General features: G+C 58.1%; 20 protein-coding genes. 8 read left to right on the plus strand and 12 right to left on the minus strand.

What is annotated here, in order from left to right; all coding sequences use genetic code 11:
• Nucleotides 1–78: 78 nt before the first annotated feature.
• Nucleotides 79–2,004, plus strand: a complete 1,926-nt coding sequence (locus tag LG290_RS09965) for a DNA topoisomerase III (RefSeq protein ID WP_499834698.1) — start codon at nucleotides 79–81, stop codon at nucleotides 2,002–2,004.
• A gap of 23 nt (nucleotides 2,005–2,027) precedes the next feature.
• Here the strand turns inward: LG290_RS09965 and LG290_RS09970 are convergent, their stop codons facing one another.
• From LG290_RS09970 to LG290_RS09985, 4 genes are all read right to left on the minus strand, one after another.
• Entirely contained in the window at nucleotides 2,028–2,543 is a 516-nt protein-coding gene (locus LG290_RS09970; protein WP_499834699.1) for an MgtC/SapB family protein, read from the minus strand.
• Between the two features lie 70 nt (nucleotides 2,544–2,613).
• Complete coding sequence (locus tag LG290_RS09975) at nucleotides 2,614–3,906, minus strand: cation:proton antiporter (protein ID WP_499834700.1); 1,293 nt, start codon at nucleotides 3,904–3,906, stop codon at nucleotides 2,614–2,616.
• A 135-nt stretch (nucleotides 3,907–4,041) separates the two neighbouring features.
• The gene (locus LG290_RS09980) at nucleotides 4,042–4,752 is read right to left on the minus strand and encodes an aspartate/glutamate racemase family protein (RefSeq protein WP_499834701.1); all 711 of its coding nucleotides are present in this window, start codon (nucleotides 4,750–4,752) and stop codon (nucleotides 4,042–4,044) included.
• A gap of 149 nt (nucleotides 4,753–4,901) precedes the next feature.
• Entirely contained in the window at nucleotides 4,902–5,864 is a 963-nt protein-coding gene (locus LG290_RS09985; RefSeq protein ID WP_499834702.1) for a ribonuclease Z, read from the minus strand.
• 393 nt (nucleotides 5,865–6,257) lie between these two features.
• Here LG290_RS09985 and LG290_RS09990 point away from each other — a divergent pair, with 393 nt between their 5' ends.
• Nucleotides 6,258–7,178 (plus strand): ketopantoate reductase family protein, encoded by a 921-nt coding sequence (locus LG290_RS09990; protein ID WP_499834703.1) that lies wholly within the window; start codon nucleotides 6,258–6,260, stop codon nucleotides 7,176–7,178.
• Here the strand turns inward: LG290_RS09990 and mmsB are convergent.
• From mmsB to LG290_RS10005, 3 genes are all read right to left on the minus strand, one after another.
• Nucleotides 7,166–8,056, minus strand: coding sequence for a 3-hydroxyisobutyrate dehydrogenase (mmsB, locus tag LG290_RS09995; RefSeq protein ID WP_499834704.1), 891 nt, complete (start codon nucleotides 8,054–8,056; stop codon nucleotides 7,166–7,168). The two genes, LG290_RS09990 and mmsB, sit on opposite strands and share 13 nt — an antisense overlap.
• 68 nt (nucleotides 8,057–8,124) lie before the next feature.
• On the minus strand, nucleotides 8,125–9,240 hold the full coding sequence (locus tag LG290_RS10000) for an enoyl-CoA hydratase/isomerase family protein (RefSeq protein WP_499834705.1): 1,116 nt from the start codon (nucleotides 9,238–9,240) through the stop codon (nucleotides 8,125–8,127).
• Nucleotides 9,241–9,302: 62 nt separating this feature from the next.
• Nucleotides 9,303–10,457 carry an acyl-CoA dehydrogenase family protein gene (locus tag LG290_RS10005; RefSeq protein WP_499834706.1) on the minus strand — a complete coding sequence of 385 codons (1,155 nt, stop codon included), beginning with the start codon at nucleotides 10,455–10,457 and terminating at the stop codon, nucleotides 9,303–9,305.
• A gap of 29 nt (nucleotides 10,458–10,486) precedes the next feature.
• On the opposite strand from LG290_RS10005, the gene LG290_RS10010 reads away from it, so the two are divergent.
• Nucleotides 10,487–10,666 carry a hypothetical protein gene (locus LG290_RS10010; protein WP_499834707.1) on the plus strand — a complete coding sequence of 60 codons (180 nt, stop codon included), beginning with the start codon at nucleotides 10,487–10,489 and terminating at the stop codon, nucleotides 10,664–10,666.
• A 67-nt stretch (nucleotides 10,667–10,733) separates the two neighbouring features.
• Here the strand turns inward: LG290_RS10010 and LG290_RS10015 are convergent, their stop codons facing one another.
• The 5 genes from LG290_RS10015 to LG290_RS10035 form a co-directional block, all read right to left on the minus strand.
• Nucleotides 10,734–11,726 carry a branched-chain amino acid ABC transporter permease gene (locus LG290_RS10015; RefSeq protein WP_499834708.1) on the minus strand — a complete coding sequence of 331 codons (993 nt, stop codon included), beginning with the start codon at nucleotides 11,724–11,726 and terminating at the stop codon, nucleotides 10,734–10,736.
• A 2-nt stretch (nucleotides 11,727–11,728) separates the two neighbouring features.
• Nucleotides 11,729–12,616, minus strand: coding sequence for a branched-chain amino acid ABC transporter permease (locus tag LG290_RS10020; RefSeq protein ID WP_499834709.1), 888 nt, complete (start codon nucleotides 12,614–12,616; stop codon nucleotides 11,729–11,731).
• 126 nt (nucleotides 12,617–12,742) lie between these two features.
• The gene (locus tag LG290_RS10025; RefSeq protein WP_499834710.1) at nucleotides 12,743–13,963 is read right to left on the minus strand and encodes an ABC transporter substrate-binding protein; all 1,221 of its coding nucleotides are present in this window, start codon (nucleotides 13,961–13,963) and stop codon (nucleotides 12,743–12,745) included.
• A gap of 130 nt (nucleotides 13,964–14,093) precedes the next feature.
• Nucleotides 14,094–14,840, minus strand: coding sequence for an ABC transporter ATP-binding protein (locus tag LG290_RS10030; protein WP_202114861.1), 747 nt, complete (start codon nucleotides 14,838–14,840; stop codon nucleotides 14,094–14,096).
• On the minus strand, nucleotides 14,837–15,613 hold the full coding sequence (locus LG290_RS10035; protein ID WP_499834711.1) for an ABC transporter ATP-binding protein: 777 nt from the start codon (nucleotides 15,611–15,613) through the stop codon (nucleotides 14,837–14,839). Before LG290_RS10035 ends, LG290_RS10030 begins: the two co-directional genes overlap by 4 nt.
• Nucleotides 15,614–15,935: 322 nt before the next feature.
• Between LG290_RS10035 and LG290_RS10040 the strand changes: the two genes are divergently transcribed.
• The 5 genes from LG290_RS10040 to LG290_RS10060 are packed head-to-tail and all read left to right on the plus strand — an operon-like array spanning nucleotide 15,936 to nucleotide 22,194.
• Nucleotides 15,936–16,454, plus strand: a complete 519-nt coding sequence (locus LG290_RS10040) for a MerR family transcriptional regulator (protein ID WP_499834713.1) — start codon at nucleotides 15,936–15,938, stop codon at nucleotides 16,452–16,454.
• Nucleotides 16,455–16,487: 33 nt separating this feature from the next.
• Nucleotides 16,488–17,657, plus strand: coding sequence for an isovaleryl-CoA dehydrogenase (locus tag LG290_RS10045; protein ID WP_499834715.1), 1,170 nt, complete (start codon nucleotides 16,488–16,490; stop codon nucleotides 17,655–17,657).
• A gap of 10 nt (nucleotides 17,658–17,667) precedes the next feature.
• The gene (locus LG290_RS10050; protein WP_499834716.1) at nucleotides 17,668–19,275 is read left to right on the plus strand and encodes a carboxyl transferase domain-containing protein; all 1,608 of its coding nucleotides are present in this window, start codon (nucleotides 17,668–17,670) and stop codon (nucleotides 19,273–19,275) included.
• Nucleotides 19,276–19,282: 7 nt separating this feature from the next.
• Nucleotides 19,283–20,167, plus strand: a complete 885-nt coding sequence (locus tag LG290_RS10055; protein WP_499834717.1) for an enoyl-CoA hydratase-related protein — start codon at nucleotides 19,283–19,285, stop codon at nucleotides 20,165–20,167.
• Nucleotides 20,164–22,194, plus strand: a complete 2,031-nt coding sequence (locus tag LG290_RS10060) for an acetyl/propionyl/methylcrotonyl-CoA carboxylase subunit alpha (RefSeq protein WP_499834718.1) — start codon at nucleotides 20,164–20,166, stop codon at nucleotides 22,192–22,194. The genes LG290_RS10055 and LG290_RS10060 overlap by 4 nt, the downstream gene beginning before the upstream one ends.
• The last annotated feature ends 9 nt before the right edge of the window (nucleotides 22,195–22,203 follow it).

The following is a 22,203-nucleotide window of genomic DNA, read 5'->3' on the forward strand; positions in this document are numbered from 1 at the left end:
CACTTATGCCGGCATCAAGCCGATCTGATAAAATATCCAGCATTCCATTCGTTTGCCAGCCTGCCAGCCGGGAGTCCTATGCGCCTGATCATTGCCGAAAAACCCAGCTTGGCGCGTGCCATTGCTGATGCCTTGCCGGGCAACTCGCGCCGGGAAGAAGGCGCCATTGTGTGTGGGGAAAGCGTGGTCACCTGGTGCCTGGGACACTTGCTGGAACAGGCCTCTCCAGAGGTCTACGATGCCGCCGACAAGCAATGGCGCCTCGACCGCCTGCCTATCGTCCCCCAGCGCTGGAAGTTGACTCCGCGCGCCAAGGCCCGCGGGCAGCTGGCGATAGTCCGCCGTTTACTCAAGCAAGCCGCGGACGTTGTACACGCAGGCGACCCGGATCGTGAAGGGCAACTGCTGGTCCAGGAAGTCGTCGAGCACTGCGGTTATAAAGGCCCGGTCAAGCGCCTGTTGATCAACGACCTGAACCGCCCGGCCGTGGTTCGCGCCCTGGGCCGCTTGCAGGATAACGCCGACTATCAGCCGCTCTTTCAGGCGGCCCAGGCACGCTCCCGCGCCGACTGGCTGTATGGCATCAACCTGACCCGCGCCTGGACGCTGACCGGACGCCAAGCGGGGCACGATGGGGTACTGTCAGTTGGCCGGGTTCAAACTCCGGTGCTGGGGCTGATCGTACGCCGCGACAACGCCATTCGTGACTTCGTGCCCCACCCCTTCTACCCGCTGTGGGTGGAGCTTGCCGTACAAAGCGGCCAACTTAGAGCCTGGTGGGTGCCGGGTGAATCCCAGCCGCTGGACGACCAGGGCCGTTTGATCGACCGCAGCCCGGCGGATGGACTGGCCGCCCGACTGCCGGGCGCTGAAGGAACCTTGACGCGGCTGGAGCAGCAGGAGAAACGCCAGGCACCGCCGCTGCCTTATTCGCTTTCCGCCCTTCAAGTGGATGCCGCCCGGCGTTATGGCGTGTCCGCCCAGGCGGTACTCGACAGCTGCCAACGACTCTACGAACAGCATAAACTGATCACCTATCCGCGCTCGGATTGCCGTTATCTGCCCGAAGAACATCTCGCCCAGGCCCAGCGCAGCCTTGGCGGCGCCTGCGCCAGCGACAACACACTTGGCGAATGGCTGGCGGGGGCGGATTTTTCGCTACGCTCGAAAGCCTGGAACGACAAGAAAGTCAGCGCCCACCACGCCTTGGCTCCCAGCGGCAAGACGCCTGACTTCAGCGCCCTTTCAGCCACCGATGCCAACGTCTTTCGCCTGATTACGCGCAATATGCTGGCGCAGTTCTATCGCCCCTTGCGCACCTTCGAGGTCAAGGCGCAGTTCAGGGTGCTGGATGAAACCTTCAAAGCGCGTGGCCAGAGCGTGCTCGACCCCGGCTGGAAGCCGCTGTTCACCACCCGCGACGAGACCCCGCCGCTCCCCAGCCTACATGAAGGCGAAACCTGCAAAGCGCTGGATGCCGGGGTGGAAGAACGCGAAACGCGGCCCCCCGAACCGTTCACCGATGCCAGTTTGATCAATGCCATGATGAATATCGGCCGTTATGTGCAGGATCCCGCCGTCAAGCGCACCCTGAAGGAATCCGACGGCCTGGGCACCGAAGCCACGCGCGCCGGAATCCTCGAAACCCTGGTGATGCGGGGTTATCTGGTGCGCCAGGGCAAGGCACTGCGGGCCACGCAACTGGGCAGTGCCTTGATCGCCGCCCTGCCCAGCGCCGTGAGCACGCCGGAACGCACCGCGCTTTGGGAGCAGCGCCTGAGGGCGATTTCCGAACGGCAAGACGACGCAGACGCCTTTCAGCACGCGCTTTTGGATGACCTGCGCGCCCTGCTCAGCCAAAGCGACGCCGGCAAGCTAAAGCAGAGTTTGCGGACGGCACAGGGCGAAGCTGCCGCCCCCGCCAAGCGCGCGGTGACATCAAGGAAGAGTTATGCGAAACGAAAAAGTAGCGGTGGAAGAAAGAAAACTACCGCGAAGACATGAGGGGGTTTGGGTATCGGGCATCATTAATTAGCTGAATTATCTTCACTAGGTTCTGAGCGTGCAAATTTCTTCTTGCGTATCGAGCGCGAAAAGAAAGGCACCACATAAAGCACAAGCCAGGCCAGAAGCGTGCACAAGATCGCCGTCTGCTCGCGCCCCAGGCCAACGGCTACGCCGATGGCTGCCGTAAACCAGATGCCAGCCGCCGTGGTAAGCCCTGTAGCACCTTGTTCATCCTTGCCGGTGATGATACTTCCAGCACACAGAAAACCAATGCCGGCAATAACACCCTGAATGACCCGGCTCATCTCCGAATCGGAAATACCTGCTTGCTGAGGGATCAATATGAACAGAGCAGCGCCCATGCAAACAAGCATATGGGTACGTACTCCGGCGGCCTTGCCGCTCTGTTGCCGTTCGAGACCCAGCAGCCCACCTAGCAGGGCAGCGAGCAGTAACCGAATGACCACAACGACGAATTCACCCAAGTCATTAAAATCTGAAAACTCAGAGATAATGATATTGCCGACCTGTTCCATCGCTTGATTCCAGTTGGTTGACTAACACAAAGCTCAGGCCGGCATAGAAAAACCGGAATCCGGTAACTTCCTACGACCACCATTTTGACATCATCGGTTTAACGGTTAGCCCGTGGATAACGATTGAGAGCACGATAACCACCAGCGTAATGTGAATGAACTCCACGGCCAGCTCTTCCGGCAGGCCAAAGACGATTGCGAACATCAAGTAATAGATCGAACCGATGCCGCGTACGCCGAACCAGCCCACCAGCACCTGCAGTCGAACCGGGGTGCCAGAGCCAAGCAGGCCTAGGAACACGCTGACAGGGCGAACCACCATAAAAAGAAACAGCGCCAGGCCGACAGCCCTTATACTCCAGGAGTCCAGAAACAACATCCCGCCCAGCAGCAAGACAAGCACCAGCTCGGTGAGCCGCTCGAGAGACTCCTTGAAAAACAGCGACCCTTCGGATATTCGGGTGCTGTGCTGTGGCGTCGACTCCTCGGCGTGAACCGGGCCTTGCGGGGCAACTTCAGCGTCTTTGGAGGGCGAATGAAGGCCCGCCAGCTTGCGTTCCGATTGACGAAGGGAAATGGCAGCGGCAAAAACCGCCAAAAACCCCCAAGCATCGAGTAACAGGCAGATGCCATAAACCACGCCAATCAAGCCCAGGCCAAGAAAGTCATCCAGCAACGGGCCTTCGCCACTGAGAAAACGTTGCTTCCATACAAGCTGGGCCAATAAGCGCCCCATCACCAGCCCGACCACAAGAGCCACTAACGTCGACCACAAAACGTCCTTCAGCATCCAGGTTCCCAGCAACTCAAAACTGAACGGAGCGCTGAGCAATGCCAGCCCCAGCATCACAAACGGGAAGGCACTGCCGTCATTCATGCCCGCTTCACTGGTCAGGGTGAACCGCAAAGGATCCTTATCGCCCATGTGCCGAACCTGTACATCCGTGGCCAGCACCGGATCGGTGGGCGCCAGAATGGCGCCCAGCACAATAGCCGCACCCAGAGGCAGGGCCAGGACGTAATAACCAAACACAGCCGTCAGGGCGACACTGATCGTCATGGAAAAAAATGCCAGCCGTACTGGCGCATGCCATTCCCGCCATCTGAACGGCACGGGCATTTTCATGCCGGCAATAAACAACGACACCAGAACCGCAATTTCAGCGAGAATTTCCAGCAAATGCGCCTGTTCTAGCGGATTGAAATGAAAGGCTCCAATAACCGAGGGGCCAAGAATGATTCCAATAGCCAAATAGATAATGGACGGTGTCAGGCGTAAGCGTTGGAGGATGGGAGAACGTAAACCCATCATGATCAACAGGGTTCCGATCAATACAAACCAGGCGGCGTTGGTCAAAGTCATTCTTCCGGTGCGGGTTAAGCCGCAGTGTGACTCATCAATGCTGTCCGGTCACGAGTACGATTCGAGAACACCCGACAAACTGCGCCACAGCAGTTACGTCATCGCAAGTTACATTACTCTCTACACAATTTCCCTCTACTTCAACAATATAAGTGCTCTTCCCAAAGCGAGCTGCACCACCTGCTCTGCGTGTATTTCTGTGGTGTCATAGAGTGGAACATCGGTATCCGACCCCTGGATCAAAAGCCCTATCTCCGTGCACCCCAGGATGACGCCTTGAGCCCCGCGGTCAGCCAGTGATGCTATTACGTCCAAGTAGGCGGCTTTTGAATCAGGGCTGACCACACCCCGGCACAGTTCATGGTAAATGACCGAATGAACCAGATCCCGCTGGGGCGCATCCGGCACCATCACCCGGATACCATGCGCTTCGAGACGATCACGGTAAAACGCCTGCTCCATGGTAAATTGGGTGCCGAGCAGCCCCACACAGGTAATGCTGTTGCTTAGGAGTTCGCGGGCAGTGGCGTCTGCGATATGCAGAAGGGGAATGCTGACGGCTTGCTCGATTTGAGCAGCGACCTTGTGCATCGTGTTCGTGCACAGAACCACAAATTCAGCCCCTGCCGCTTCAACCGCCCGACCGGCTGAGCCAAGTATTTCCGCTGTTGCCTGCCAATCACCTTGGCGTTGCAGGGACTCAATTTCTGCAAAATCCACGCTATAGAGCACCAGCTTGGCCGAATGCAGCCCGCCAAGCTCGTCCCTCACTTTCTGGTTTATCAGCCGGTAATAGGCCTGGGTAGACTCCCAGCTCATGCCCCCGATCAGGCCAATTGTTTTCATTCACACCTCCCTGTTGGACCGCTGATTTAAGAAAGCTCGGCGGCCAACAGCCGCGTACTGCTGAGACTGGTTAAACAGCTTTTGGCTAAGCTGAGCTATACATTTTCGAGTAGCCGCTTATTTGCAAGTATGGTCGAAACACGAAAAGGCTATTCGCACGCCACCTTAGAAAAGAGGCCCGATTTATCCAGGGTGTATTCGCAAAAATCCCGCGCCAGGTAAAGCGAGCTCGAATAGACGCTCTGGGCCTCTTTGCGGATGTCCTCAATGGAAGGCCACGCATGGGGGTTGAGCTGGTAACGGGGGCTAAAGTGCGTCAGCACCAGGTTGGGCAGCGCTATCGATTCGGCAAACGCGGCGACAAGCTTGGCGTAACTATGCCCCACATCACCGGCCTTCTGGGCCATCTCTTCGGTGTAGGTGGCTTCATGCACCAGCACCTGTGCTCCCGCGCACGCCTCAGACAACAAGTCAGGCTGGTCATTGTCCCCAGCGATCACCACTTTTCTCGGCTTGTGTTTGAAGATCAAGAACTCATGGCTTTTTAACCGCTCACCCGCGAACTCGATATCGAAACCTTGCTTCAACTGCCCCCACAAAGGCCCTCTCGGAACACCTTTTTGCGCTAGCTTATCCACGTTCAATGCAGACTCGACCGTCCTCTCTGTAAACCCATAGGCATACGAGGCGACACCGTGGGAAAGGCCAAACGTGGCCACAGCGATGTTCTCAAACTCAACGCTTGGCAGCTCGTCCGAGGCGATAAACTCCAAAGCAAAGGGTAAGCATAGCTGAGTGGCCTCGCAGGTGGCATCCAACCACGCCTTGATAGCTGCGGGCGCCACAATGGTAAGCGGCGCTTTCCGGCCACCCATTGCCGCAGTCGCCAGTATGCCCGGCAACCCATAGCAGTGGTCACCGTGCACGTGGGTAATAAAGATGGCTTTCAGTGAATGGAACGACAGCTTTGTACACAAGACCTGATGCTGGGTGCCCTCACCACAATCGATCAGGTACCAGCCCTTCCCCTTGCTCTCTCGCAAAGCGACCCCAGAGACGTTTCTGCTTTTTGTTGGCACACCGGCGGATGTCCCAAGAAACAGTAAGTTCATATATTGTTCGTGATCTCTTATTTACTCGCTTTGGGAACAAGGCAGTGGATCCCGAAATTGCCAGTTAGCTAAATCCTGAATCCGTGAGACTGGCCCCCTGTGGTGCTTCTAACCAGGGAAAAACAATGGGATAGACTCCTCCTCACCTAACCGGCATCAATGTGTCAAAATGGAGAGTCGTATACACACCCTCTATACGATGAGGAGAAGCCCAAATGACTATTATCCGTGTCGGTTAGCGCTATGCGCTCCGCTTGCGACCGTCCTTGGGTGTGTTTGCCTCCCTTGCCTTTCTGCTTTCTAATGGGCAAACCTTTACACTGACTTTACTTAATCCACCTTTGTTTTGCAAACTAATTAACTAATATCAACGACTTAACAAAAAACAACCTTATGAGTACACACTGGATTATCGGCCCGGGTGCCATAGGCCGCCTGTTGGCGCATTCGCTTTCGCCGGTGGCTGCGATCACGTTGGTGGGCCGCAGTGAATTGGCTGAGCAACAGACGCTCTCCTCGCCTGAAGGCGAGCAGCACACACAGCACCTTGATGTGACAACAATCGAGCATGTGCTTCGTGATGCCCCCGCCCCACCTGCCTTCGTGCATATCACCACCAAAGCCATGGCGGCGCAGGCGGCGCTGGAAAGCCTTGCCGGGGTGATGTCTCCCACCACCCCAGTCGTGCTGTGGCAGAACGGTTTTCTTGCCCAGCCGCGTATCTCGGATGCATGGCCCGGGCCGGTGCTCTGTGCCACCACTACCGAAGGCGCCTACGTGAATGGCGAGGCCGACGTGGTGCATGCCGGGCGCGGGCATACGTTTATCGGCGATCTGGATAACCACCATGGGGAGCTTGCGAAAAACCTGGCGTTGCAGCTAACGAATGCTGGGCTTGTCGCCACGCCGGTTGAGGATATTCGCCGGCGCCTGTGGCAGAAGCTTGCCGTGAACGCGGCGATCAACCCGCTAGTGGCACGCTACCGGATACGAAACGGCCAGCTGCGCGACCGGCCGTTTCGCCTCTACGTGGAAGCGGTGATCGAGGAAGTCGCGGGAATTCTCGACAAGGAAGGCATCGCGCCACCCAACGGGGCTGGGCTGGAAGGCTGGCGAGCGCTGGTGTGGCAGGTAGTCGAAAATACCGCCAACAACCGGGCTTCGATGTTTCAGGATGTGCTCGCCGGGCGCCCTACCGAGCGCGCGGCGATTCTTGGGCCGCTAATCGATAACGCAAAACGCCACCAGCTGCCCTGTGAGCAACTGGTGGCGCTGGATCAAGCCTTGGAAAATATCGAGGCTCAGCTGTCCTGATAGAGCTTTAGCAGGCTGGAGAAGTCCAGGCTACCGTTACCCTTGGCCTTGTGCAGGCTGAACAGCGCGCGCGCCGCCGAACCCATGGGAACCGATGAGGCGCTTTGCTGGCTGACATCCATGGCCAGCCCCAGGTCCTTGAACATCAGGTCCACCTGGAAACCGCCCTGGTAGCCCTTGGACGCCGGGGTGTTTTCCATGACGCCCGGGTAGGGGTTATAGACGTTCAACGCCCAGTTGCCGCCCGAGCTCTGCTTCATGATCTCGGAAAGCACCGCCGGGTCGAGGCCATTTTTCACGCCCATGTTGAGCGCTTCACAGGTACCGGCCATCAGAATGCTCAACAGCATGTTGTTGCATACCTTGGCGATCTGCCCGGCGCCGTGTTCCCCGGCGTGGAAGATGTTCTTGCCCATCACGTCCAGCACCGGCTTGGCCTTGGCGAACTGCTCTTCCGAGCCACCCACAATGAATGTCAGGGTGCCCGCCTGAGCGCCGCCCACCCCGCCGGACACCGGCGCATCGACAAAGGCGATGCCGCGCTTGGCACCTGCTTCCGCGACACGCCGGGCGGTGTCGGCATCGATGGTGGAGCTGTCGATCACCAAGGCATCCTGGCCGATGATATCGAACAGCGGCGAATCACCGCTGACATACAGGCTTTCGACATGCTTGCCGGCGGGCAGCATGGAGACCACGAAATCCGCTCCCTTGACCGCTTCCTGAGCACTTTGCGCGGCTTTGCAGCCTTGCTCGACCGCGGTATTCAACACGGCTTGAGACAGATCGAAAGCGCGCACCTCATGCCCGGCCTTGGCCAGGTTCGCAGCCATTGGGCCGCCCATGTTGCCCAGTCCGATAAATGCAATCGTTGCCATGATTCATAATCCTTGTTGTTTTGATCGCCCGAGGGATTAACTCAGCCGAATAATAGTGAATTCGAGGTTCAGCGAAGGTCCGCCAACGGATTTTGCGGCCAAGGTTGTAAAAACAATGTCTCAATGAACGAATCTTCCACCGATTCCACGTCAGGATAAGTCCATTGCGGCTTGCCGTCCTTGTCCACCAACAGAGCGCGTACGCCTTCGGGAAATTCACGGTGGCGACAGCACTGCACCGAGAGCGCCAGCTCCGACTGGAATACTTCGCGCAACGACATGTACTTGGCCCGCTTGAGCTGCTGATCGATTACCTTGATCGACACCGGACTGCCGTTGGCGAGGGTCTTTTGCGCCTTGTTGAACCATTTGTCATCGCTTTCCACTGCCAGAATGGCGTCTACCGCTTGCTCGATGGTGTCGTGATCCATCAATTCCCGAATTACCGGGGCGAATTTCTGAACCGGCGCTTCCATCCCCTCGAATACCGCCTGGGAATCGCGTTCAAGCTCACACAGCACCTTGTTGACCACCCCCTGGGCATCGGTGTCTTCACCTTCGCCCCAAGTCGCTTGCATCAGTTGCTCCACCAGGGCTGGACGTTTTTCACTGGCAATCAAGCGATCCGCCAACCCCAGGTACACGGCATCCGCCGCATTGACCTGGCTGCCGGTCATGGCCAGAAAGCGACCGGTACCGGTGGGCAGGCGGTTCAAGAACCAGCTCGCCCCCACATCCGGGTACAAACCGATGGTAACTTCCGGCATGGCCAAGCGTGAGGTTTCGGTCACCACGCGATGGCTGCTGCCGCTCAGCAGGCCCATGCCGCCGCCCATGACAATACCGTTACCCCAGCAGATGACCGGCTTGGAATAGGTATGCAGCCGGTAGTCCAGGCGGTACTCGTTGTCGAAGAAGGCTTCAGGGAAGGCCGGGTCACCTTCCCCGGTAATCGCCTTGTACAGGCTGACCACGTCACCACCGGCACAGAATGCTTTCTCTCCGGCGCTATCGAGCAAGACCGCCACGATACGCTCATCGTTTTCCCAGGCTTCCAGCCGTGGCTGGATCTCGTTGATCATCTCCAGCGTCAGGGCATTCAGCGAGCGCTCGGCGTTGAGCTTTATTTCGGCAACGACGTGCCCGTCCTTCGTGGGGTGTTCGGTAAAGATCACGCTGCTCATCAAGGTTTCCTTTGTCCTGTAAAGATGCAAGCTACCCATAGCCACTGAACTTGAAAACTAGCTTATAACTCTGCGGCGCCCTCGGCCAACACACGGCGTGCAATGATCATGCGCATGACTTCGTTGGTACCTTCCAGGATGCGGTGTACCCGGGTATCGCGCACGAAGCGTTCCATGGGGTATTCCTTGATATAGCCATTGCCGCCATAGAGTTGCAGGGCTTCATCGCATACCTTGAAACCTACATCGGTCGCAAAGCGTTTGGCCATCGCACAATAAGCGGAGGCATCGGCATGGCCGGAATCCAGCTTGGTCGCCGCCAGGCGCACCATTTGGCGAGCCGCCACCAGTTCCGTGACCATATCCGCCAAGCGGAACTGCAGTGCCTGGAAGTCCGCCAGCCGCTGGCCGAACTGCTTGCGTTCCAACATGTATTCACGCGCCTTGTTGATCGCCTGCTGGGCGGTACCGATGGAACAGGTGGCGATATTGATGCGCCCGCCATCCAGCCCTTTCATGGCAATCTTGAAGCCGTCACCTTCGTTACCCAGCATATTGGCCGCAGGCACCCGTACATCTTCAAAGGTGATCATGCGCGTCGGCTGGCTGTTCCAGCCCATTTTCTCTTCCTTGCGCCCGTAGCTGATGCCGGCGGTATTGGCATCTACCGCGAAGGCTGAAATACCCTTGGGTCCAGGGCCGCCGGTACGTGCCATGACCACCAGAATCTCGGTGTCTCCCGCGCCGGAGATGAACATCTTGCTGCCGTTGAGCACGAAGTCGTCGCCATCCGGCTTGGCACTGGTTTTCAGCGAGGCGGCATCCGAGCCCGCATTGGGTTCGGTCAAGCAGTAGGAGCCGAGAAGCTCACCGCTGGCCAGCTTTTCGCCCCATTGCTCGATTACTTCGGGCTTGCCGAAATCCGCGACCATCCAGGTCACCATGTTATGAATGGTGAGGTAGGCGGTCGTGGAGGTACAGCCCATGGAAAGCTGCTCGAAAATGATGCTGGCATCCAGACGTGAAAGCCCCAGGCCACCCACCGATTCCGGGGTATACAATGCACAGAAACCCAGTTCACCCGCCTTGCGAATCACATCCACCGGAAAGAAAGCGGTCTGATCCCACTCCCCGGCATGCGGTTCCAGCTCGTTCTGGGCGAAGGCCCGCGCCATATCGGCAAAAGCCACCTGGTCTTCGTTGAGTTCAAAATCCATCGCACATCTCCCGTTTATCGCAGGGGTCGATGCTTGATGATGGCACCGATCCGCTGGCTGAATTTGTGATTATGATTACCCGTGGCTGTCATGCCAGGAAAGCTGTCATGCCAGGAAAGATTGACGTTTACGTTAACTTATTTTTTTACGTCATCACAATAGCCTGTTCTGCAAAATCAACTTTATCTCGCCGGGCGTTTCGATTGTGATGGAAAAATAAACGCTTCCATAAAAAAGGGCGCCCTACGGCGCCCAACCAACGGACTGATGTCTGGTTTACTTGAAGTTCTTGCGATAGCTTTTGGCAAGCTCACCCACGATGCCGCTACGAAAGCTCAGTACACAGACAACGAACAGCAGGCCCAGTATAACGCTCACCCAATTACCCAGCGGCGACTGCGCCAGAAGATGCTGCAGACTGACCACGATACCCGCCCCCATGATCGGCCCCAGCAGCGTTCCCACACCGCCCAGCAGCGTCATCAGGATCACCTCGCCGGACATGTGCCAATGGGCATCGGTGAGGGAGGCAAGCTGGAAGACCAGCGTTTTCGTGGAGCCGGCCAGCCCCGCCAGGCCTGCGGAAATAACAAAGGCCAGCAGCTTGTAGGCATCGACGTTATACCCCAGGGATACCGCACGTGGCTCGTTTTCACGAATCGCCTTGAGTACCTGCCCAAAAGGGGAATGCACGGTACGCTGAATGATCGCAAAGCCGATCAAGAAAACAGCAAACACGAAATAGTACATGCTCAGGTTGTCACTCAGGCTGATAAAGCCCAGGAGGTGGCCGCGCGCAACCCCGTGCAAGCCGTCTTCCCCACCGGTAAAGGGCGCCTGGATGAAGAAAAAGAACATCAACTGAGCCAGGGCCAAGGTGACCATGGCGAAGTAGATGCCTTGCCGACGAATCGCAAGCAACCCGAAAACAGCACCCAGGGCAACGCCCGCCAAGGTGCCGATAAGTATGCCCACTTCAGGGGTAATGCCGGGGTAGCTTGAAAGCAGATACCCGGTCACATAGCCGCCGGTCGCCAGAAAAGCGGCATGCCCGAAGGATAACAACCCGGCATAGCCCAGCAACAAGTTAAAGGAGCAGGCAAACAGGGCAAAGCATAGAATCTTCATCAGGAAGACGGGGTAGGCAAGAAACGGCGCCACCAGCCCGATAATGATCAATGCCAGATAGAACATATTGCGGCGCATGTTGGCCCTGCGCTGCCGTTCCATGGCAGCCGAGGGAATGCGTGCGGTTTCTGTGGTCGCCATTGTCATGCCTCTTTGCCGAATAGTCCCGCGGGACGCAACATCAGTACCAGTATCATCACCAGGAATATCACGGTATTCGCCGCTTCCGGGTAATACACCTTGGTCAACCCTTCAATCAGCCCCATGGACAAACCGGTAATGATCGAGCCGAGAATGGACCCCATTCCACCGATGACCACCACGGCAAACACCACGATCAACAAGCTGGACCCCATGGTAGGTGAAACCGGATACAAGGGGGCGGCCAATACCCCGGCAAACGCCGCCAGGGCGACCCCGAACCCATAGGTCAAGGTAATCAACAAGGGCACGTTGACCCCGAAGGCCTGCATCAAGGCCGAGTTCTCCGTACCGGCACGCAGGTAGGCGCCCAAGCGTGTCCGCTCGATGATGAACCAAGTACCCAAACACACCACCAAAGCGGCCAACAATACCCAGCCACGATAAATCGGCAAGAACATGAAGCCCAAGTTATAACCGCCCTGGAGCAGTTCCGGGGTCGGATAACGCAAACCGGAAACACCGAAAAAATTGACCAGCGTTCCCTCGAAAATCAGTGCTAGACCAAAGGTCAACAGCAACCCGTAAAGATGGTCTAGATGGGAAATGCGGCGCAGGATAAAGCGCTCGATCAGCATCCCGAAGCCGCCCACTACCAAAGGTACCAGGATCAGTGAAACCCAATAGTTGATGCCCAGATACTGCATGCCTAGCAGGGTGGCGAACGCCCCGAGCATATACATGGCGCCGTGAGCGAAGTTGACGATCTTCAGCAGGCCGAAAATGACCGCCAGCCCCAGGCTCAACAGTGCATAGAAGGCGCCGTTGATAAGGCCCAGCATCAGCTGGCCCGTGAATGCAGCTAACGGCACCCCGAATATCATCATCATGACGTGGATCTCCTCGCCGTCAAGCGGGTGGCGGCCAATGCCGCCACCCTGTTCTGCTTATGCATGCTTATGCAAACGCCTGGTCTAGCTCTTCAAAACCAGTTCTTCAAAACCAGCTCTACACAATCAGTTCTGCACCAGGTCGCAATTGCTTTCGGACAGCGGACGGTAAGCTTCTTCCGCGGGAATGGTGCTGAGAATTTCATACAGGTCCCACTCACCGGTGGACTCTTCCGGAGTTTTCACCTGGGCCAGGTACATGTCGTGAACCATGCGGCCATCTTCACGAATTCTACCGTTACGCGCGAAGAAATCCTCGATCGGCATTTCCGCCATCTGGGCACGTACCGTTTCAGGATCATCGGTACCCGCTTCCTCGATCGCCTTCAGGTAATGCATCGTGCTGGAGTAAACACCTGCCTGCACCATGGTCGGCATACGCTCCATGCGCTCGTAATAACGTTCGGCCCATTCACGCGACTGCTCGTCCATATCCCAGTACCAACCGGTGGTCAGCAGCAGGTTCTGGGTGGCTTCCAGCCCCATGGCGTGAACGTCGTTGAGGAAGATCAGAAGACCGGCGAGCTGCTGGCCTGACTGGGTGACACCAAACTGGCTGGCAGTGGTGATCGCGTTCACCGTATCCGACCCGGCGTTGGCCAGCCCGATGATATCGGCACCCGAGCTCTGCGCCTGGAGAATGTAGGAGGAGAAGTCGTTAGTGGGGAAAGGATGGCGCACGCCACCGACGATTTCACCGCCATTCTCTTCGACCACCTTGGTGACATCGGCTTCCAGCGCATGACCGAATGCATAATCGGCGGTGAGCATGAACCAGGTGTCGCCACCCTGCTCGACGACGGCCTTGGCGGTACCGTTGGCTAATGGATAGGTGTCATAAACCCAGTGAATATGGTTCGGTGTGCAATGCTCGTTGGTGATACTGGAGGCCGCCGAGCCCGAGACTAACGCCAAACCATCATTTTCCTCGATTACATTGGTCACCGCGATGGTCACCGAGGAGGCTACCAAGCCACCGACCATGTCGACGTTGTCCTGGTCAATCCATCCGCGAACGGTATTGGCACCCACATCGGCGCTATTGCGGTCATCGGCACTCAGGACCATGATCGGTGCACCGTTGACGGTGCCACCAAAGTCTTCGATGGCCATTTCCATGGCAGTCAGGCCACCGGGGCCGGCCAGGTCACGATAGGTACCTGACATATCCGCCAGGTAACCGATACGTACCTCACTGTCGCTCATGTTTGCCTGAGCCGTGGCCGCCATGGCGGAGGCCGTGGCGAGGGCAATGCTGGTAGTAAGTGCTTTTTTGATAAAGGTCATGTTTGTCTCCGCGCCCTGAAGGGCATTGTTTTTGTGCTACGACGTAAGGTGTCGGCCTGAGTCGTTAGTTCTGGTTGTTGTGAATTGTTGTGGGCCTTCTCGGATCAATCATTAGTCGTTGAATGAATCGTTATACCCCCAGCATGGAATTGAGATGTTCGCGACGTGACGGAAGTTGCGCCGCACTGATTTCCTCTACGATCTGACCGTGATCCATCACAAAGTGACGGTCGGCCAAGGGAGCGGCAAAACGGAAGTTCTGCTCCACCAGCACAATAGTCATCCCACGTTCTTTAAGCTGCATAAGGACTTCGCCAAGTTTTTGCACAATAACCGGTGCTAGCCCTTCGGTAATTTCATCCAGGAGCAGCATTCGTGCGCCGGTACGCAGAATTCTCGCCATGGCCAACATCTGCTGCTCCCCACCGGAAAGTCGCGTGCCCGGACTACGCCGACGTTCATAAAGGTTGGGAAACATCGCGTAGATTTCATCCAACCCCATGCCACCCGAGCGCACGGTTGGGGGAAGCAACAGGTTTTCCTCGACATCCAGGCTCGCAAAGATGCCACGCTCTTCCGGACAATAACCTACGCCCAGACGCGGAATGTGGTGGGCCTTCATGCCCAGCACTTCTTCGCCGTTGATCACGATGGAACCCGTGCGGCGCCCCACCATGTTCATGATGGACTTCAAGGTGGTGCTACGCCCGGCGCCGTTGCGCCCCAGCAGGGTCACCAGTTCCCCACGTTTGACGTTGAAGCTCACTCCATGAAGGATATGAGACTCGCCATAGAAGGCGTGCAAATCTTGAACCCGCAGCATTTCCGACTGAGAGGCTTCGGGTGTTTCCTGAACTTGTTCGGCTGTCTCGATCATGCTTGCGCCCCTTCTTCTTCCGCCGCTTCACTTCCCATGTAAGCCTCCTTGACCAGCGGATTGCGCGATACGCTGTCGTAATCCCCTTCCGCCAGAACGGATCCACGGGCGAGTACCGTGATGCAGTCACACAACCGGCTCACAACACTCAGGTTATGCTCCACCATCAGCACGGTGCGCCCCTTGGAAACACGCCGGATCAACTCGACGATACGATCGACATCTTCCGCCCCCATGCCTTGGGTCGGTTCATCGAGCAGCATCATGGTGGGGTCAAGCGCTAGCGTGGTCGCCACTTCCAGTGCGCGCTTGCGCCCATAAGGCATCTCGACGGTGAGGATATCGGCATATTCCCGCAGGCCGACCTCTTCGAGCAGCTCCATGGCACGTTCGTTAAGATGATCGAGGGTTTTTTCCGACTTCCAGAAATGAAACGAGGTCCCCAGCTTGCGCTGCAAGGCCACACGAACATTTTCCAGAGCGGTCATATGCGCAAATACGGCGGAAATCTGGAAGGAGCGCACCAGGCCCAGTCGGGCAATTTCGTTGGACTTCATTCCCGTAATGGGTTTACCCCGATAGAGAATTTCACCGCGGGTGGGAGGAAGGAATTTTGTCAGCAGATTGAAAACGGTGGTCTTGCCGGCACCGTTGGGACCAATCAATGCATGAATATGGCCTTCTTGTACCTGAAGATTGACGTCGTCCACGGCGGTAAAGCCACGAAACTCTTTGGTCAGCCCTCGGGTTTCGAGAACGTAGTCTGCACTCATGAAATAAACAAGCCTCTAGTTGTTCTTGTGCTGACTTTTTTACCGGCTGGGCCTTCTCTTGTCTTGCCGGCATCCAGTCCTTACCTGAACGTAAGGTGTGAGAGCAAACTAGCAACCTACAAGGGGGTATTACAATTACAACTTTGGTATAGATGCACGATCATATCCACTCCAAAAGGCAGCTGTATATTTAAAATTCAAAGACTTAACGCTATTCAACGCAAAATGAAAATGAATAGTTAGCACTTTACGTTAACGTGAACTTGTTTTAGCCTCAGTGACACTGTTTCATAAGAGGCACTCCTCTGAGAGAGTTTCCGCAATGAGCAAAACCTATTCCATCAGTGAGCTTGCCAGCGAGTTCGACCTCACCACTCGCAGCATTCGTTTCTATGAAGATCAGGAGCTTTTGCATCCTGCCAGGCGTGGCCAAACGCGCGTCTACAGCAGCAAGGATCGGGTGCGTTTGAAGCTCACCCTGCGCGGTAAACGGCTAGGGCTCTCCCTTGCGGAAATCCGCGAGCTGTTCGAGCTTTGGGATGAAACGCGTAGTGGCAGCGAAAAACAGCTGCATCTTATGCTTAGCAAGATAGCTGAACGGCGCGCTGCCCTGGAACAACAAATGAAAGATATCGCCATTGTCCAGCTAGAGCTGGAAAGCGCCGAAATTCGCTGTCGGCAAGCGCTCGAGGAGCTTCTCCAGAAACAGGACGATGACCCCTCCAGCGATGACATCAAGTCCGAACCCAACGCCGAAGCCAATGACAAGCCCGAGGGTGAGGCCTCCGACGTGACCCGCAAGCACAGCAAGGCATCCTCTCGCTCCGCCACGGTGCACTGACCCTTTTTCCACACTCCATAACGGTGATTGATCATGTTTACCCATTACGCAGAACTCAACTTCGGCCTCGACGATGAACTCAACATGCTGCGCGAGCAGGTCAACGCTTTTGCCGCCAGCGAAATCGCTCCTAGAGCAGCCGAGATCGACGAGAAAAATGAATTCCCCAACGATCTGTGGAAGAAGTTCGGCGATATGGGTCTGCTGGGGATCACCGTCTCGGATGAAGATGGCGGCAGCGGCATGGGCTACCTTGCCCATAGTATCGCCATGGAAGAAATTTCCCGTGCCAGCGCCTCGGTCGGGCTTTCCTATGGCGCCCACTCCAACCTTTGTGTCAATCAGCTCAAGATCAACGGCAACGCGGAACAGAAAGCCAAGTACCTGCCCAAGCTGATCAGCGGAGACCACGTGGGCGCCCTGGCCATGTCCGAGCCGGGTGCGGGGTCCGATGTGGTGTCGATGAAACTACGCGCACGCAAGGAAGGCGACCGTTACATTCTCAACGGCAACAAGATGTGGATCACCAACGGCCCAGACGCCGATGTGCTGGTGGTGTATGCCAAGACCGATCCGGACGCAGGCTCCAAAGGGATTACCGCTTTCATCATCGAAAAGGACTTCAAGGGATTCTCCACTGCCCAGAAACTCGACAAGCTGGGCATGCGCGGCTCCAATACCTGCGAGCTGGTGTTCCAGGATTGCGAAGTACCCGCGGAAAACGTTTTGGGGGAAGTCAATAAAGGCGTTCGCGTACTGATGAGCGGCCTGGATTACGAACGCACCGTGCTGGCGGCAGGCCCTATCGGGATCATGCAGGCGGCCATGGATATCGTGCTGCCCTATATTCATGAGCGTAAGCAGTTCGATCAATCGATCGGTGAGTTCCAGTTGGTTCAGGGCAAGGTGGCCGACATGTACACCACCATGAACGCCTGTCGGGCCTATCTCTATGCGGTAGCCGGCGCCTGCGACCGCGGCCAGACCTCGCGCAAGGATGCCGCCGGGGTCATTCTGTACTGCGCCGAAAAGGCCACTCAGGTGGCACTGGATGCCATCCAGCTGCTCGGCGGCAACGGCTACATCAATGAATACCCCACCGGACGCCTGTTGCGCGATGCCAAGCTGTACGAGATCGGCGCCGGCACCAGCGAGATTCGCCGCATGCTGATCGGCCGCGAACTGTTCAACGAATCCAAGTAAGGGCGGCACCATGAGCATTCTGCAATCCCAGATCAACTCGCGCAGCGACGTCTTTCAGGCCAACCAGGCCAGCATGTTCAGGGAGGTCGTCAAGTTGCGCGACCTCACCGCGGCGATTCGCCAGGGCGGCGGCGAAAAGGCCCGTACCCGACACGAGTCGCGTGGCAAGCTGTTCGTCCGCGACCGTATCGATCATCTGATCGACGAAGGGTCGCCTTTCCTGGAGTTCTCGGCACTGGCGGCCCATGAGATTTACGATGCGCCGGTGCCCTCCGCCGGTGTGGTGACCGGCATCGGCCGCGTTTCCGGCGTGGAATGCGTCATCGTCGCCAACGACGCCACCGTCAAGGGCGGCACCTATTTTCCAATGACGGTGAAAAAGCACCTCCGCGCTCAGGAAATCGCCCGCAAGCATCGCCTGCCGTGTATTTATCTGGTGGATTCCGGCGGTGCTCACCTGCCAAGCCAGGATGATGTGTTTCCCGACCGCGACCATTTCGGGCGCATCTTTTACAACCAGGCCACGCTCTCCGCCGAAGGCATTCCTCAGATCGCGGTGGTGATGGGCTCCTGCACCGCCGGGGGCGCTTACGTTCCCGCGATGGCCGACGAGTCGATCATCGTCAAGGAACAGGGCACCATCTTTCTGGGCGGCCCGCCCCTGGTCAAGGCCGCCACCGGTGAGTCGATCAGCGCCGAGAACCTGGGTGGCGCCGACGTTCACGCCAAGAAAAGCGGCGTGGCCGACCATTACGCCGAAAACGACGCCCATGCCCTGCAGCTGGCCCGCGCTTGTGTGTCACGCCTGAACTGGCAAAAACGCGGCAAGCTGGCGATGAAGGAACCCAAACCACCCCGGCTGGACCCCGCCGAGCTCTACGGCATCGTCGGTACCGACCTGAAGAAACCCTATGACGTCCGCGAAGTCATCGGGCGCATCGTGGACGACTCCGACTTCGACGAATTCAAGCGCTATTACGGCGACACCCTGGTCACCGGTTTCGCGCATATTCATGGCTATCCGGTGGGCATCGTTGCCAACAACGGCGTGCTGTTTTCCGAATCCGCGGTCAAGGGTGCGCATTTCATCGAACTCTGCGCCCAACGCAAGATTCCGCTGATCTTCCTGCAGAACATCACCGGCTTCATGGTGGGCTCGAAGTACGAGCACGAGGGTATCGCCAAGCACGGCGCCAAGCTGGTCACCGCCGTGGCCTGTGCCAAGGTGCCCAAGTACACCGTGCTGATCGGCGGCAGCTTCGGTGCCGGCAACTACGGCATGTGCGGGCGTGCCTATGATCCCAATCTGCTGTTCATGTGGCCCAATGCACGCATCTCGGTGATGGGTGGCGAACAGGCCGCAGGCGTTCTGGCTCAGGTCAAGCGCGACCAGTACGAGCGCGAAGGCCGCGAATGGACCCAGGACGAGGAAGAAGCGTTCAAGAAGCCAACCCGCGAGCAGTACGAGCATCAGGGCCATCCTTATTATGCCAGTGCCCGCCTGTGGGACGACGGCGTGATCGACCCCGCCCAGACCCGCGATGTGCTCGGCCTCTCCCTGGCTGCGGCAATGAATGCTGACGTACAAGAGACACGCTTCGGCGTGTTCCGGATGTGAGGTCAATATGACGGATTCCCCCCACTACTCACAGCTGGTAATCGACGACCGCGGCGTGGCCTGGCTGACGCTGGACCGCCCCGAAGTACATAACGCCTTCGACGACAGCCTGATCGCCGAACTCAATGCCCACCTGACCCACCTGCATGACGCCGCCCATCGCGGCGACGTACGGGTGGTGGTGCTGGGTTCGAAAGGCAAGAGTTTCTCGGCGGGTGCCGATCTCAACTGGATGAAGCGCATGGTCGATTACGACCTTGACGCCAATCTTGCTGATTCGCACAAGCTCGCGGCCTTGATGCACGGCCTGGACACCCTGCCCTGCCCCAGCATCTGCCGGGTGCAAGGCGCCGCTTTCGGCGGCGCGGTTGGCCTGGCCGCCTGCTGCGATATCGTCATTGCCTCGGAAAAAGCCAAGTTCTGTCTTTCCGAAGTCCGCATCGGCCTGTCGCCGGCGGTGATCAGTCCTTATGTGTTACGGGCGTTGGGCGAACGTCAGGTACGCCGTTACGCCCTCACCGCCGAAGTCATCGACTCATCCACGGCGCTGGTGCTGGATCTGGTTCATCTGGTCGTCGGGCCCGACGATCTCGACGCGGCGGTCAGCGACATGCTGAATACGCTACTGGGTACATCTCCTCAAGCCAGCCGAGCTACCAAGGCATTATTGGCGGCGGTGGCCCGCGAACCGGATAGCGACGCCACTCGCGCCCATACCTGCGACGTGATCAGCAAGCTGCGTGTCAGCCCCGAAGGTCAGGAAGGCTTGGCCAGCTTTCTGGAAAAACGCCGCCCCGCCTGGGTTCCTTCGCCAAGCCCTTCCGACAAACAGTCTTCCGCTCAAGATTCTTCCGATAAAGACTCTTCTTCCGCTACGGAGCGCCGCTCATGATATTCGATACTTTGCTGGTCGCTAACCGCGGCGAAATCGCCTGTCGCGTGATGCGTACCGCCCGCGCCATGGGCCTGAAAACCGTGGCGGTATATTCCGACGCCGATGCCAACGCCCGTCATGTGCGTGAAGCCGATGAAGCCGTACGCATCGGCCCGGCGGCGGCTCGCGAAAGCTATCTCAAGGTCGAGGCGGTAATCGAAGCCGCCAAGCGCACCGGTGCTGGCGCCATTCACCCCGGCTACGGTTTTCTCTCCGAAAACGGCGCCTTTGTCGAAGCGCTGGATCAGGCGGGAATTGTGTTCGTCGGCCCGCCCGCCTCGGCGATTGCCGCCATGGGCGACAAATCTGCCGCCAAGGCACGCATGGCGGATGCCGGCGTGCCGCTGGTGCCCGGCTATCACGGCGCTGACCAAGACGACGCCCTGCTGCGTATCGAGGCCGACAAGATCGGCTACCCGGTGCTGCTCAAGGCCAGCGCCGGTGGCGGCGGCAAAGGCATGCGGGTGGTTGAATCCGGGGTGAATTTCCAGGCGGCACTCGATGGCTGTCGCCGGGAATCCCAGGCGGCCTTCGGCGACCAGCGCATGCTGATCGAGAAATACCTGACCCAGCCGCGTCACGTCGAAGTCCAGGTGTTCTGTGACAGCCACGGCAACGGTGTCTACCTGTTCGAGCGCGACTGCAGCGTGCAGCGCCGTCACCAGAAGGTACTCGAAGAAGCCCCGGCGCCGGGCATGACCGCGCCGCTTCGCCGCGAAATGGGTGACGCTGCCGTGCGCGCCGCCAAGGAAATCGGTTACGTCGGCGCGGGTACCGTGGAATTTCTACTCGATGCAGATGGCTCCTTCTTCTTCATGGAGATGAACACCCGTCTTCAGGTCGAGCATCCGGTCACCGAAATGATCACCGGCCAGGATCTGGTCGAGTGGCAGCTGCGCGTGGCCATGGGGGAAACCCTGCCCTGCACCCAAGACGCGCTGACCATTACCGGCCACAGCTTCGAGGCACGCCTTTACGCCGAAGACCCGGAGCAGGATTTTTTGCCTGCCACCGGCAAACTCAACCGCTTCGCCATGGACCTGGAAGGTGCGGGTCTGGACCCCGCCCGCGTTCGCCTGGACAGCGGTGTGGAATCCGGTGACGTGGTGTCGATGCACTACGACCCGATGCTCGCCAAGCTGATCGTTCACGGCGATGACCGCCATCAGGCCCTGGCCACGCTCAACCGTGCCCTGGCCGCCTTGGATGTACAGGGTGTGGTCACCAACCGCGCCTTCCTGCAACGCTTGGCCACCCATCCGGGGTTTCGCAACGTCGAGCTGGATACCCGTTTCATCGAGCGCAACGAAGCGACCCTGTTCGCGCCACGCAACTACTCCACCGAAGAGTACGCCAGCGCCGCCCTGGTGGGTTTGAATCAACTGGCACGGGAATGCGAGAGCGACTCTCCCTGGGACAGGCACGACGGTTTCCGCCTCAACGCCCCCTATACCATTCGCATCGCCCTGTGCGACCCGGCGCATGCCCAGGACAGCGACGACTCCGCCGCCGTGGTGATTGTCGAAGGCACGCGTGAAAACGGCGATAACCCCTGGAATCTGACCATTGGCGATGAAACGCTCACCGCCTACCTGACGCCCCTTAACGGCGATGCCGTGGCCATGACCCTGAACGGGCATCGTCGTCGCCTGCAGGCACGCCGGGACGGCAATGTGGTGGTAATGGCCGACCCCGCCGGTGAGACACGCCTGTTCTGGCGGCGTATCGATGCCATTGACCATGGTCACCATGAAGCCGAAACCACTCTGACCGCGCCCATGCACGGTACCGTGGTGGCGCTGCTGGTCGACCCAGGTGTGCGGGTGGAAAAAGGCATGCCGCTGATGGTCATGGAAGCCATGAAGATGGAGCACACCATGACCGCCCCCGCCGACGGCCATGTGGAAAGCTTCCACTTCCAGTCCGGGGATACGGTGAGCCAGGGCGATGTGTTGCTGGAATTCGCCGCCGACGATGCCAACTGATCAGGAGAG

The sequence above is a fragment of the Halomonas sediminis genome, assembly GCF_044871105.1.
Lineage (GTDB): Bacteria > Pseudomonadota > Gammaproteobacteria > Pseudomonadales > Halomonadaceae > Vreelandella > Vreelandella zhuhanensis.